The sequence below is a fragment of the Brevibacillus nitrificans genome (assembly GCF_003710965.1).
GTDB classification, from domain to species: domain Bacteria; phylum Bacillota; class Bacilli; order Brevibacillales; family Brevibacillaceae; genus Brevibacillus; species Brevibacillus centrosporus.
The window spans coordinates 1-12,540 of record NZ_RHHU01000013.1 but is presented as its reverse complement, the minus strand read 5'-3'; the positions used below and the strand labels follow the sequence as shown (position 1 = coordinate 12,540).

Below are 12,540 nucleotides of genomic sequence, written 5' to 3'. Positions count from 1 at the left end.
CTTCCCCTCTCTTTTAAGCCGATTCGTTGCTTGGAACTACTGCTTTTTTAAATGCTTTTTTACCGGTATCAGGTCTAGGGGGGACAGGGAAAGAGGAGCCGAATTGTTTTTGAAGCAGTTCGGCTGCATCTGTTGGATCTTCTTTACCACGAGCATCCTCCAAAGCTTTTTTTAATGTTTCTAGTTTTTCTTTGAATGTTACCATCTGTTTATTTGTCATTTTTACAAACAGATCGGGGTACGGGGAAACTGGTAGTAGAACAGATAAGCGTTCGTATAGAACTAACTCATTTCCCTCCCTTTCAACGACCGTTTTGAATCTATTTAGCAGACTGGAAAGCAAGTTAATAAATGCGTCCAAGTCACGATACTCAGTCTTACCTGTAAAAGAATCTACAACAACCTTCTGGTTAGTAAAATAGTGATAAGCGCAGGCTGTAAGGGCAATTCCTGTAGGCTTCCCATTTACTACACCTGAGAACTGGATATCCTTCCATCTCTTTAAATAGCGTACAATTCTTCGAAATTGTTTTCGATCATCTGCGTCAGTTAGATGATTACTGATTACTTCGATCAAGTCTTTGGGATTCGATTCATCCCACGTTTTATTCTCCTCATTGCTATTTGGTTTTCCTTTTGCTAGATAGACTTTCCCATCATTGTTTTCGGCTGCATATACTGTTACATCAACGTGATATCCAGCCGCGTATGTAGCTGTTACACAAGGTGTCTTCATCCGAACATCTTTTGTATGACCGTCAATTGAGTCGAAGACCCATTTTTTTGCATCTACTGGCTTCACATCATCTTTAGACATTTCAAAATACAATCCTACATCAATATCATAATCGTTATCGAGAGGTTGAATTCCAGTAAACATGGCATAGCTACCCTGAGTGAAGATTGTAAATGGCTTCGCAGCATCAGGGATATTCTCTTTAATTCGTTTAATGATTATATCTCTTTTGTTTCGCAGCTCTTCGTTGTCTTCCATTGTCAATTTAATATTGTCGTGGAACTGCAAGAACTGTTGCTGTAAATGAAGCACTTTCCATTCCTCCCTATGGTAAGTTTGGCTCTACCAAATCTAGGAATATTATACCATAACTTTTGTCTTGATAAGAGATGATTCAAGAACATATGTTTGATGAGTGGAGTAGTGTCCCAAAATAGTATGCATAATTCTGATAATTAAATTGTATAACAACAGTTGTTTAGTGATAATAAAGTATTAGACCGGCACTCCTTATCTATCAAGGAATCCCGATCATTTTAATCGCAAAGATAATAGTCTTAGACTAGTTGTCGTATTGTATTGTTGCTGTACGAGAAAAATAAAGGATTAGACTAGACTCGTTGATCTTACGCGATTTTAGGTATAGAGAATCGTCAGCTTTGAAGAAATAAGTGTCAGACTAACCCCCCGTAATAACCAAAGGCAGCCTGTAGACTTGAAAATAAAGTCGTAGACTGCCTCTTATTAATGAGCTATCGTACCCGTCCTTCGGTTTAGCTTAAACTTTCTATAACTTTCCCGTTTTCACGAACCCTCACCGACTTAAGCCCCGAAGAGGCCGCTGCGGTTTGTTTAGAGATATAAAACTCAAGTATGTTGCCACTTCAAAACCTTACGTATCCCTAATAACTAAAAAAAAATTCTTCAATCCAATGAATACAAATCTACAGTTGCCTCTATCGACATTCCTTCATGAAGATAAGTATTACTTACCGTAGCAATATCTTCTAAGGAACCAATTTCAATTGGTTTCCCCAAAATTTGTGTGATCCTTTCATTATCCGTATTTATGATTATTCTTCCTTCACTTTGATTTTCAAACCGAGTATGTTTAATTGTTAATTCCATAGGTGATTTTTGTCCAAAATCCCACCAACCATGTTCACCGTATTTATCAAAATCTATATAGGCAACGCGTGTAATGATTATTTCTTCTCTATTGAGTCCTAGTGCCATAAGGGCATTGATAATTCTTTGTTCAAATTCCTTGTAATCATTTATAACGATAACAGCGGGCTTATCTTTTTGATCTAATTTCTCTACTTCTTTAGGATCCAGATTGTCCATAAAATCTCTAAAATATGATGCTGGTACCGTTCCTGTTACTCTATGCACTCCCTCTTCGTTTGGACAATCAAACAAACTTTGCTTTACAAGATAAAAGCAAAAACACGGCAACTCCATATCCCGAGCTCGCTTCAAGTAAATTCGTTGGCCAATGCGGATACGCTCCAGATCGGAATATTTTCTATATTTCTGATTCAACTTAGTCAAATGCTCAATATCAAACGCATGAAATGTTGCCATTGTTCCCTCTAACTTGTCTCCACGCCCTTCCCCTTTTTCAAAAGCATATTTAACCCAAGAGCTTGGTGTACTAAATTTGATTTCACCTTTTTTTAAAAAAGTTTCAGCATATTTTTGAGTAGTGCAGCGAAATACGGAAAAAAAGTCTTCAGGTTCTGCCCATACACCTTTTTCTTCCATTACATGAATCCTCCTTATATTTGAAACAAAAACTCTTTATTATCAATAGCTCATAGAACGACAACGAACAGGATTGGGTTTTACACCCTTGCCGGTCTAATTGCACAATACTTAAACAAAAAAGCATTAGCTGATTAGGCTAATGCTTTTTTAGTTACCAACTTTATTTTCTAGTTACCAACTTTATTTTCTAGTTACCAACTTTATTTTGCAAGAACAACAATCCCTATACCCTATTCGTCCCCTACTCCACCGTCACACTCTTCGCCAGATTCCGTGGTTTATCCACGTCCAGGCCGCGAGCGACGGAAGCAAAGTAGGACAGCAATTGCAATGGAATGACGGTCAGAATTGGTGCGAGCATTGGCAGCGTGGTTGGCAGGTAGATGACCTCATCGACGCTCTTCGCCAGGTCTGTGTTGCCTTCCATGGCAAAGCCCAGTACGCGTGCGCCGCGGGCTTTGACTTCCACGATGTTGCTCACCATTTTTTCGTAGATATCTGGTTGTGTAGCCAGTGCAACGACTGGTACGTTATCTTCAATCAGCGCCAGGGTACCGTGCTTCAGTTCACCAGCCGGGTACGCCTCGGAGTGGATATAAGAGATCTCCTTGAGCTTCAAAGAGCCTTCCAGCGACACCGCATAGTCAAGGCTGCGTCCGATAAAGAACAGGCTGTTTACGCCTTTGGTGCTCTCAGCAAAGTGACGTACCTGCTCAGCGTCTTCCAGCAAGGAAGTGATTTTCGCAGGGATGTCTTGCAGGTGGTCTACCACTTCAGCGACCTCAGCCGCTTTCAGCGTGCCTTTTACCTGTGCCAGATACAAGCTGAACAGATACAAGGTAACGACCTGGGACGTATACGCCTTTGTGGACGCAACCGCTACTTCTGGTCCAGCCCATGTGAAAAGGACTTCATCTGCTTCACGAGCTACGGAGCTTCCTACTACGTTGGTGATGGCCATGACCTTGACGTTGGTCTTCTTCGCTTCACGCAGCGCAGCCAGTGTATCGGCCGTCTCACCGGATTGGCTGATGACGATCATCAAGGTGTTGTCTGTGTAGATCGGATCACGGTAACGGAACTCCGATGCGACAGCGACCTCTACAGGCACGCGGGTCCATTTTTCAATGACATCTTTTCCGACCAGCCCAGCATGCATAGAGGTACCACACGCGACGATGTAGATGCGATCGTACTTCGCCAGCTCAGCATCGCTCATTTTCAACTCAGGCAAAATCACGCGCTTTTGCTCCAGATCGATGCGAGCGCCCATGGTTTCACGAACGGCTTGTGGCTGCTCATGAATTTCCTTGAGCATAAACGAATCGTAGCCGCCTTTTTCCGCTTGCACCAGATCCCACTCGACATGGAACAACTCCCGCTCGATTTTCTCGCCGGTTTCTGCATCCATCAGCTCGACGCCGTCGCGGGTGAGCACAGCCATTTCGCCTTCGTTCAAAATGTACACGTCACGCGTATGCTCCAAAATCGCCGGGATGTCCGAACCGATGAAGCTTTCGCCGTCGCCCACACCCACAACCAGTGGGCTTGCCAGACGAACTGCCACCAGTTTATCTGGCTCATGCTCGGTCATGATTCCCAAAGCGTAGGCACCACGCATACGCTGTACCGCTTTGCGTGCAGTCGAAACGATATCGCCATCGTACAAGTCAGCCAGCAAATGAGCGATGACTTCGGTATCGGTCTCAGAAGTAAAGGTATAGCCTTTGCTCAGCAGCTCTTCTTTGATCGGCAGGAAGTTCTCGATGATTCCATTATGCACGACTGCAAAGGAATGCTTTGCATCGGTATGTGGGTGGGAGTTCTCGTCAGACGGTTTTCCATGTGTCGCCCAACGCGTATGCCCAATCCCCATGAAACCACCCAACGGATGGGATTCCAGACGCTCTTCCAGCACAGCCAGACGGCCCTGTGCTTTATCCAGCTCCAATCCCTTTTCGTTGATTACGGCAACCCCAGCCGAGTCGTATCCACGATACTCCAGCTTGCGAAGACCCCCGATGATAATATCCTGCGCTTGTTTATTTCCAATATATCCAACGATTCCGCACATAAGTGATGATCCCCTTCCAAATAAGGCGGGGACACAACCCAATGCCAATGGTACGGGGGTGTGCCCCCGCCATTCCATTTATTTTATATATTCACGTTTTGCATTCATCGTAAATCGTCCACTGACATTCTAAAACGTATCATGCACAGGATTTTGTCCATCGGATCTCTCCGATATTTTGTACCTGCGCTCCACGGTAGTGATACTGCTCCCGGGAGGTATCCGCCGAATCCTTCGATAAACCTCCACCTCGTCCACTGGGCACATCCGGTCTGCCGCAGTGCTGGCGCTTTCCAACAAGTTGATCATCGTATTCCGGATCTTCGTTCTTTTTCCGCCATTCGCCTCCCTTTCCCATACAGATTGTGCAACAAGCCAGACGCACATGAACACTGTACCACATCTCGCTGTTAGCGACAATCCTCTCTTTGTCATTTACTAGTATGCAAAAGGGAGTGGCCACGAACCACTCCCTCCACATATTTTTTACACCAATTCCTGTTTGACCACGTCGACGATCCGGTGAACCAAGCCCTCGAGCTGGGATGCATCTGGACCTTCTGCCATGACGCGAACGATTGGCTCTGTGCCAGAAGGACGAACGAGTACGCGACCGTTGCCAGCCAGCTCCTCCTCCACCTCGCGAATAGCCTGTTCGATAGCGACGTTGCCATTCAGCTTGGATTTATCCTCTACCCGCACATTGATCAAAAGCTGTGGATACTTCACCATGACCTTTTTGAGCTCGGACAAAGGTTTTCCCGATTCCTTGACGATATTGAGGAGCTGCAGGCCAGTCAAGAGGCCGTCTCCCGTCGTATTGTAATCCAGGAAAACGATATGTCCGGATTGCTCTCCGCCCAGGTTGTAGCCGCCACGCAGCATTTCTTCTACTACATAGCGGTCACCAACAGCCGTCTTGGTGGTATTGATGGAGCATTCCTCCATGCCTTTGAAAAAGCCCATGTTGGCCATGACAGTCGTCACGATTGTATTGTTGTTCAGCTTCCCTTTGGCTTTTAGCGCACGTGCGCAGATCGCCATGATGTAGTCACCGTCGATGATTTCACCAGTATCATCCACGGCGATACAACGGTCCGCATCGCCGTCAAAGGAAAGACCCAGATCGGCTTTATGTTTCAGCACTTCCTCCTGAACGCGCTCAGGATGAGTAGAGCCGCATTGATCGTTGATGTTGATTCCGTTCGGATTCGCGCCGATGGTAATCACCTCAGCATCGACATCGGCAAACAGACGCGCTGCCAGTGAGGAAACCGCCCCATTCGCGCAATCCAGCACGACTTTCAAGCCGTCAAACCGCTCCGATACCGTGCTTTTCAGGTGAGACAGGTATTTCTGTCCTCCCTCCAAAAACTCCAGTACCGTTCCGATATTTTCACCTGTCGGACGAGGCAGTGTGTCCTCTGTCGCATCCAGGTATTGTTCGATTTCTGCTTCTACTTCATCGGACAGTTTAAAGCCGTTGCTGCCGAAGAACTTAATGCCGTTATCCGGAAACGGATTGTGGGAGGCGGAAATCATGACACCCGCATCTGCTCCCAACGCTCGTGTGAGGTATGCCACACCCGAGGTAGAGATAACACCCAATCTGACCACTTCAGCTCCGACCGATAGCAGGCCCGCCAAAAGTGAGTTTTCCAGCATTTGACCGGAGATCCGCGTATCACGTCCAATCACTACTTTTGGCTTGCCTTCTTGTTTGTGTCTCGTGAGAACATAACCGCCAACGCGTCCGATTTTAAATGCCAGTTCGGGTGTTAGCTGTGCGTTTGCCACACCGCGTACACCGTCAGTTCCGAAATACTTCCCCATGTTTGTCCCTCATTTCCTTCCTTGTGCACACAACAGCTTATGTCTACCTTTGCTTGTTCGTGATTTCTACTGTGACCTTCTTGGGTGCGCTTTCTGATGGCCTGAGGTAATCAGATTGGAAGATGTAGTTCAACGCAATCTCATACACTCCAGCCGGCATACTGCTGACATCTGCTACGACCTGCAAGTCTTCCGGTCTCAACTGATTCAAAATCTGAGCCGCCCCTACGGCATCAAAATCAATTGTAGACATCTCCTGACCGTCAGTAGACAGCACTTTGGCCTGCAAGTTTTCTGATAGCCCGCTAATGCGGATCGGTACCTTTTCCAAACGCTTCGTTGTAGAAGGCACCACCTTCAACGACACTTTCAAATACTCCGGCTCTACTTTCACGATGTTATCCATTACCGGTATCTTTAGCTCTAACAGACGATCTGATGTAATGTTCGACAGATCAATCTCCGGACCTGAGTAGGTGCTCGACTTCATGGCGTCAATGACCTCTTTTGGTCCATATACAGTAACTTCTTCCACATTCATATCCACACTAGCCAAACTATAGCCATTTGGCATTTCATTCGTCAAGTTTAATTTGACCGGCACTTTGACGAACGGACTCGTGACAGGAATGTTCACTTCTACGGTAAGCGGCACGACGTCTGCTCCCTGAATCACATTTCCTGACTTGTCCACCACTTTGAGTGGGACAGTAGTCTTAATCGCCGATGTGGCCCCTTCTAGATCGACTGACGCCTTCACGGCAGCTACTTTGTCTACCTGACTTTCCGGCACGCGCACAAGCGCACGGAACGGCTTCACAATCGGTTCCCCAGCGGTATATCCCGGTGCGACCACCCCGAGCATTTCGACATCCACTTCCCGCTCCACCGTCTTTTTCTCCTCGAGGGTGATTTCCACGATATTCGGGATAATCCCCACCTTCACCTCATCCGGAAAGCCTTTGTACTGAACAGGGACTCTATGTGTTCCTTTGCCAAGCCCTGTCGCGTCTACATAGACCTCCCACGAATCGGCAGGAAAGAAGTTATGGCGATAAAACGGGTTGCTGCTCTCGAGCGCCACCTTGACCGTTCGCTGCTGCTTGACGACCTGGAAGCGATCTGTATCGTATTTGACATGCAGATTGACCCCATCAATAAAAACGGGCTGACTTGCTTCAGGAGTCGTCGTCTGCTCTGTCTCCAGATTGACGACCATCCACATCATGACAGCCAAAAGCAACGCGACCGCGCGAGCAAACCAATGACTATTTAACCATTTATCCATGTTTTCGCCTCCATTGCCAACGACTTCCCATGGATTTGCCCTTTGAGAGAGGCTGGAGCTGTTCTGTCAAAATCTCAGCCAGCTGTTCCTCTGTCAGATTGCGGTTCATTGCACCATGTGCGGCAAAGGACACTTGCCCGGTCTCTTCGGACACGATAATAGACATACCGTCAGAGACTTCACTCACGCCGATAGCGGCACGGTGACGCGTCCCCAATTCCTTGGAGATCGAATTGCTTTCCGACAACGGCAAATAACAGGCAGCTGCCAGAATCACGTCTTTGCGCATAATTACGGCTCCATCATGCAGAGGCGTATTCGGGATAAAAATGTTGATCAACAGCTCGGAGCTCACCCGTCCATTGATCGCAATACCTGTTTCGACGTAGTCATTCAACCCCGTCTCACGCTCGATGACGATCAGCGCACCAATGCGACGCTTGGCCATATACGTAACAGATTTGCACACTTCCTTCACCAAACGATTGACCATGTCGTCATCCTGAATGGTGCTGGAACGCGAAAAAAGCTTGCCTCGTCCCAATTGCTCGAGGGCACGGCGCAATTCAGGCTGGAAGATAATCACGACCGCCAATACCCCAAAGGTAAAGGCCTGCGACATCAACCAGTGCAAGGTGGTGAGCTGAAAATATTTGCTGAGGAGCCAGGTGATCACGATGACCATGATCCCCTTCAACAATTGTACTGCGCGCGTCCCGCGAATGAGCATAATTATTTTATAAATCACGTATGTAACGAGTAAAATGTCCGTTCCATACCGTAGCAAATCGCCATAATCCAACGATATCATAACGAAGCCCCCATATCTCGCTCCATCTCAATGAAGTCACGCTATCTCCTGTGGAAAAAGCACGGCTCCGCTGCCGTGCTGTAGATAGCTGTACTCTCTATTTTCTCTTATGGCAAGGCGGGAAGCAAGTCATTTCCAATATTTTTCACTTCATACCAGATCCAATCGACGATCGCTTCGATGGATTCCGTATTTCCAGCTACTTGGGCGGTAGAGGCGACGAATACCTTCCCTTCGATTGCCACTACATTCCCTTTTACTTGCCCTTGCACTTCAACATTTCCGTTTCGTACGACCAAATCACCGTCGATGCTGGTGCCAGCCGGTACGACAACCACATTTCGTTCACGATCTATTTTCAGTTTATCCATATTCGCAGAGGAAACCTGCAAGATATTATCCCGATCAAACCAGTTGGCGCACAGGCTGCCCGTCATCAAAAAGAGAAAGACAGCGGCCGCTGTAAGAAACGGGTGCCTCCGAAGCCAGCCCGAAAACAGGTTTTTCTTTGTCTCAGCAGGCAATTGTGCGAGGACACGGGCTGTAAAATCAGGAGAAACGTGAATATGTGAAGCACTCTGCACGAAAGCGATGGCCCGCTGCAACTCGTGCATATGCTGACGGCAGCTCACACAGGTTTTCATATGTGTTTGCAAATGCTGATTGCTCAGCTCATCAGTGTCCCCATCCAGATACTCGTGGATGAGAATAATCATTTCCCGGCATTCCATCTTGATTTTCTCCTTTCTCACATCAATCGCAGCTTGCTGCGCAGGGCTTCCCTACCACGGTGGATTCGCGTTTTGATCGTCGTTACAGGCAGCTTCACAATATCGCTGATCTCCTGCAGCGACAGATCTTCAATATATCGCAGGATCATGATAGAGCGGTATTTGGGCTGCAAATGGGACAACGCATCCTGAACCGTCTCCTGCAATTCCTGCGTGACTACTTTATCTTCCGGTGTTCGCTCGTTTGACGACAAACGCGAATACCAGTCCATGCCTTGTCCTGGCTCCGTTTCTTCATCCAATGAAAAATCGGGCCGCTTCTTACGCCCACGATCGATACACAAATTGGTCGCAATACGGTAGATCCAGGTCGAGAATTTGAAGCTGTCATCGTACGAATGCAAATTGGCATACACCCGCAAAAAGGTTTCCTGTGCGATGTCCTCTGCATCCTGGCGGTTCCCCACCATACGATAAGCAAGCTGGAATATCTTATCTTTATAAATCTCGATCAACTCGGCAAAGGCTTCGCGGTCACCATTCTTCGCTCGTTGAGTTAACCGCTTCTCTACAAAATCCATGCCATCCTCCCCACAATACCGTAATCCTATATACGGATGATGCTGCAAATGGTTTCGTAACTTTTTGATGTTTGTGCAGGTAATTTGTTGGGAAATACAGGAATAAGCGTAGCTTTACCCTCTATATAATAGTGATGGTAGCCCTTTTAACCTAACGCTGTAAAGGAGAGTGGGCCAAATGTCGAAAAAAAATGACGTTCTCCTCCAGATCGAAAAGCTCCGCAAAGAAATGAATGATCGGTACAAAGCACAGGAGACCATTACTCCTGAGCTGCTTCAGCTAAGTGTAGAGCTCGATCACCTGTTAAATGAACTGGATCTCCATCCTTAGAATGTACTGTTTTCTCCCAACGATGTAAAGATGCGGAAACGTAAAAGAGAGGGGCTATTAAGCCGCCTCTCTTTTGATTCTTATTTTGTATAGTGTCCTGATCGATGGTTACAGCAGCTTATCGCCAAACGCTGAGCTCATCAGCGCAACAGCGACGCGTGCCGTGAGGTTTTCACTATCCAGAATCGGATTTACTTCCACAAACTCAGCTGAACACAGAATGTCCGCATCTGCCAGCATCTCCAAAGATACGTGGCCTTCGCGGTATGAAATTCCGCCTATAACCGGAGTCCCAACTCCTGGTGCATCATGCGGATCCAGACCGTCCAGATCGAGGCTGAGATGCACCCCATCCGTATTCTTGGATACATGCGCGATCGCTTCATCCATCACACGCGCCATACCCAGCTTATCAATCTCATGCATGGTAAAGACTTTCATGCCAATGCGCTTGATGAGTTCACGCTCTCCCATGTCCAGATCACGTGCACCGATAATCACAACATTCTCCGGCTTCAGCTTTGGTGCAAATCCGCCGATATTCACCAGTCGTTGATGTCCAAAACCCAGACTAGCCGCCAGAGGCATCCCGTGGATGTTTCCAGATGGAGAGGTTTCTCCTGTGTTTAAGTCGCCATGTGCATCAAACCAAATGACGCCGAGATTCTTTACGTGCTTGGCTACGCCTGCTACGGTACCGAGGGCGATGCTGTGATCTCCCCCGAGTACCAGAGGAAAGCGCCCTTCCTGCATGATATCGCTTACAACCTCAGCCAGCTTGATATTCGCATCGACCACTTCATCGAGATATTTATGATTTTCTGTTTCCGAAAATTGATGAGGACGAGTTACTGCGATGTCTCCCCGATCTTGGATATTCATTCCCATTTTTTCCAAACGGGCAACGACTCCTGCATAGCGAATGGCGCTTGGGCCCATATCAACTCCGCGGCGGTCCGCACCTAGGTCCATCGGTACCCCAACAATGCTAATGTTTTTGTTCATAATTGTGCTCCCTTCCCTCAGCTCGCATCTAACTTCAACAGTTCTATTGTAGCCTCGAAAAGAGAATTGACTCAACTCGACAGGATTTTGCATAATTAACCCATTTAGGCCCATTGGTCTAAATGAAAAACAAAAAAACGAGTAGCCTTTTCAGGTACTCGTTCTTCTATCTTGCGTATGGAGCGGGTGATGGGAATCGAACCCACGCGACCAGCTTGGAAGGCTGGAGTTCTACCATTGAACTACACCCGCAAAAAAAAATGGTCGGGAAGACAGGATTCGAACCTGCGACCCCTTGGTCCCAAGCCAAGTACTCTACCAAGCTGAGCTACTTCCCGATTTATTTATCTTATCCTTGAACAGTAAAAGTTGCAAGGAAAAAATGCGTGCCCTGAGAGATTCGAACTCCCGACCTTTTGATTCGTAGTCAAACGCTCTATCCAGCTGAGCTAAGGGCACATATTTAATTGGGTAAAAACTGGTGAGCCATGAAGGACTCGAACCTTCGACCCTCTGATTAAAAGTCAGATGCTCTACCAACTGAGCTAATGGCTCGTGCAAATGGCTGGGGTACTAGGATTTGAACCTAGGAATGACGGAGTCAAAGTCCGTTGCCTTACCGCTTGGCTATACCCCAAAAACAAAAAAAGTAAAAACTGGTGGGGAGAGACGGATTCGAACCGCCGAACCCAGAGGGAGCAGATTTACAGTCTGCCGCGTTTAGCCACTTCGCTATCTCCCCATATTTAATTAAGTGGTGGAGGCTGACGGGATCGCTTCCTACTTGCGCTTCTACGTCGAATGTCCTACGTGGGCAAGCAAGATCAGATGTACCCGAGCTTAACTCCTTTGAAATTACTCCGAGGGTGAACCGGAACGGAGAGATCCCGAGCCGAAACCAAGACGAAGTAAATGGTGGAGGCTGACGGGATCGAACCGCCGACCCTCTGCTTGTAAGGCAGATGCTCTCCCAGCTGAGCTAAGCCTCCACGTTTCCCCACAAAGTGACGGTATGCTCTGGAGCATATTCCGAGTACTTTGCGGGGGCCCCAACAACTAGTGCGGGTGATAGGTGACCCGTAGGGGATTCGAACCCCTGTATGACAGCGTGAAAGGCTGCTGTGTTAAACCGCTTCACCAACGGGCCATAAGATTTTGGGATAAGTGTTCATGGTGCTCCCGACAGGAATCGAACCTGCGACCTCTTCCTTACCATGGAAACGCTCTACCGACTGAGCTACAGGAGCGAAATGGCTCCTCGGGACGGACTCGAACCGCCGACCGATCGGTTAACAGCCGATTGCTCTACCAACTGAGCTACCGAGGAACGTTTGAAGGATTCGTACCTTCAAAACTGGAACTGCATGTTTGCTAAGAGTG

General features: G+C 47.4%; 10 protein-coding genes and 10 tRNA genes. 1 reads left to right on the top strand and 19 read right to left on the bottom strand.

Annotated features, from left to right (window positions below; genetic code table 11):
- Positions 1-13 precede the first annotated feature (13 nt).
- The 8 genes from EDM59_RS21070 to sigW all read right to left on the bottom strand — a co-directional run bounded on the left by EDM59_RS21070 (position 14) and on the right by sigW (position 9,824).
- Complete coding sequence (locus EDM59_RS21070) at positions 14-1,048, bottom strand: nucleotidyltransferase domain-containing protein (RefSeq protein ID WP_122925425.1); 1,035 nt, start codon at positions 1,046-1,048, stop codon at positions 14-16.
- A gap of 612 nt (positions 1,049-1,660) precedes the next feature.
- Positions 1,661-2,503, bottom strand: a complete 843-nt coding sequence (locus EDM59_RS21065; protein ID WP_122925424.1) for a hypothetical protein — start codon at positions 2,501-2,503, stop codon at positions 1,661-1,663.
- Positions 2,504-2,747: 244 nt separating this feature from the next.
- Entirely contained in the window at positions 2,748-4,580 is a 1,833-nt protein-coding gene (glmS, locus tag EDM59_RS21060; protein WP_122925423.1) for a glutamine--fructose-6-phosphate transaminase (isomerizing), read from the bottom strand.
- Between the two features lie 486 nt (positions 4,581-5,066).
- Entirely contained in the window at positions 5,067-6,413 is a 1,347-nt protein-coding gene (gene glmM / locus EDM59_RS21050; RefSeq protein ID WP_122925421.1) for a phosphoglucosamine mutase, read from the bottom strand.
- A 43-nt stretch (positions 6,414-6,456) separates the two neighbouring features.
- Entirely contained in the window at positions 6,457-7,701 is a 1,245-nt protein-coding gene (locus EDM59_RS21045; RefSeq protein ID WP_092277488.1) for a CdaR family protein, read from the bottom strand.
- Entirely contained in the window at positions 7,694-8,512 is an 819-nt protein-coding gene (gene cdaA / locus EDM59_RS21040) for a diadenylate cyclase CdaA (protein WP_122925420.1), read from the bottom strand. The genes EDM59_RS21045 and cdaA overlap by 8 nt, the downstream gene beginning before the upstream one ends.
- Before the next feature lie 107 nt (positions 8,513-8,619).
- The gene (locus tag EDM59_RS21035; RefSeq protein ID WP_092277482.1) at positions 8,620-9,243 is read right to left on the bottom strand and encodes a zf-HC2 domain-containing protein; all 624 of its coding nucleotides are present in this window, start codon (positions 9,241-9,243) and stop codon (positions 8,620-8,622) included.
- 17 nt (positions 9,244-9,260) lie between these two features.
- Positions 9,261-9,824 (bottom strand): RNA polymerase sigma factor SigW, encoded by a 564-nt coding sequence (gene sigW, locus EDM59_RS21030; RefSeq protein ID WP_092277479.1) that lies wholly within the window; start codon positions 9,822-9,824, stop codon positions 9,261-9,263.
- Positions 9,825-10,002: 178 nt separating this feature from the next.
- On the opposite strand from sigW, the gene EDM59_RS21025 reads away from it, so the two are divergent.
- On the top strand, positions 10,003-10,155 hold the full coding sequence (locus tag EDM59_RS21025; RefSeq protein WP_122925419.1) for an aspartyl-phosphate phosphatase Spo0E family protein: 153 nt from the start codon (positions 10,003-10,005) through the stop codon (positions 10,153-10,155).
- Positions 10,156-10,263: 108 nt separating this feature from the next.
- Here EDM59_RS21025 and rocF read toward each other — a convergent pair whose 3' ends face one another.
- The 11 genes from rocF to EDM59_RS20970 form a co-directional block, all read right to left on the bottom strand.
- Positions 10,264-11,160, bottom strand: coding sequence for an arginase (gene rocF / locus EDM59_RS21020; RefSeq protein ID WP_092277472.1), 897 nt, complete (start codon positions 11,158-11,160; stop codon positions 10,264-10,266).
- A gap of 178 nt (positions 11,161-11,338) precedes the next feature.
- Positions 11,339-11,412: transfer RNA gene (locus tag EDM59_RS21015), tRNA-Gly, on the bottom strand.
- 9 nt (positions 11,413-11,421) lie between these two features.
- Positions 11,422-11,498 (bottom strand) — tRNA-Pro (locus EDM59_RS21010).
- Between the two features lie 47 nt (positions 11,499-11,545).
- A tRNA-Arg gene (locus tag EDM59_RS21005) sits at positions 11,546-11,619 on the bottom strand.
- A gap of 20 nt (positions 11,620-11,639) precedes the next feature.
- Positions 11,640-11,715 (bottom strand) — tRNA-Lys (locus EDM59_RS21000).
- Positions 11,716-11,722: 7 nt separating this feature from the next.
- Positions 11,723-11,797, bottom strand: a tRNA-Gln gene (locus tag EDM59_RS20995).
- A gap of 20 nt (positions 11,798-11,817) precedes the next feature.
- A tRNA-Tyr gene (locus EDM59_RS20990) sits at positions 11,818-11,902 on the bottom strand.
- Between the two features lie 171 nt (positions 11,903-12,073).
- Positions 12,074-12,149, bottom strand: a tRNA-Val gene (locus EDM59_RS20985).
- An 84-nt stretch (positions 12,150-12,233) separates the two neighbouring features.
- Positions 12,234-12,307 (bottom strand) — tRNA-Glu (locus EDM59_RS20980).
- Positions 12,308-12,331: 24 nt separating this feature from the next.
- A tRNA-Thr gene (locus tag EDM59_RS20975) sits at positions 12,332-12,407 on the bottom strand.
- 4 nt (positions 12,408-12,411) lie between these two features.
- Positions 12,412-12,487, bottom strand: a tRNA-Asn gene (locus EDM59_RS20970).
- Positions 12,488-12,540 lie beyond the last annotated feature (53 nt).